Here is a 909-nt window from a genome sequence, read left to right on the forward strand (position 1 = left end):
TGCCGTGGTTGGCGGCGGCCGTGTTCCTCGGTGTGATTGTCTACGCCGTGAAGGCACGGGCGGCCCGGATCGAGGACCACCGCACCGGGAAAACCCCGTGATGTGGCGTCTCGACACGCGCTGCCTGCGCCTTGCCGAAGGGAGCCCGGAATGATCACCAGCCTCTTCGCTGGCCTTGGTCGTCGCCTCGCTCTCTGGGGCGCGCTGGCCTGTGCCTTCGCGATCACCGTCTGGGTCCTGATCCGCCGCGGGCGCCTTGAGGCCGAGGCGACACTCGCGATCCGGCGGGCTGAGGCCCGCATCCGGGCGCTGCAAACTTCAAAGGACATCCGCCATGACGTTCAGACCACTGACCGCGCTGAGCTTGACCGTCGCGCTGACCGCTGGATGCGGGATTGATCCATGGGGCTTGCGCGACGACTGCGATTGGGCCGAGCCGATCCGCCCGTCGCGCAGGGATGTTCTGACCGAAGACACCCGCGCGCAGATCGTAGCCCATAACGAGATCGGGGAGCGACTATGCGGGTGGCAGCCATGAGCATGACCCATGTCCAGGAAGGCCCGGTCATCCTGATCGGCTACGCGTACCGTCTGCAGCTCGAGGCGGAGGCGGATCTCTTTCCGGAGGCTGCCACCTTCACCGGGCAAGTGCGGCGCAGGGTCGAGGACAGCCTCGTCCTCGCCACCCTGTCCACCGCGAATGGCGGCATCTTGCGCCTCACTGCACGCAGGCTCGAGATCGTGCTGGACCCCACGGTGACGGCCGAGCTGAGCGTCGGCAGCGTCGTGCTCGATCTTGTGCGGACCGATCTCGATCCAGACCGGCATCTGGGCCTCCTCCTCGAGATCCCCGTGGCCCTGCCGGTGACACGGCCTCCCGAGACGGGCGAGACCTGAGCCATGCCGACA

The 909-nt window shown here is 67.4% G+C and carries 2 protein-coding genes; both read left to right on the top strand.

Features of this window, described 5'->3' with window-relative positions; translation table 11 throughout:
• Positions 1–150: 150 nt before the first annotated feature.
• A complete protein-coding gene (locus P0X85_RS15105; RefSeq protein WP_275815208.1) occupies positions 151–399 on the top strand; it encodes a hypothetical protein in 249 nt (82 codons plus the stop codon).
• A gap of 135 nt (positions 400–534) precedes the next feature.
• Complete coding sequence (locus P0X85_RS15110; protein ID WP_275815211.1) at positions 535–897, top strand: hypothetical protein; 363 nt, start codon at positions 535–537, stop codon at positions 895–897.
• Positions 898–909 lie beyond the last annotated feature (12 nt).

The sequence above is a fragment of the Pseudothioclava nitratireducens genome (assembly GCF_029210495.1).
In the GTDB taxonomy this organism is placed as follows: Bacteria; Pseudomonadota; Alphaproteobacteria; order Rhodobacterales; family Rhodobacteraceae; genus Pseudothioclava; species Pseudothioclava nitratireducens.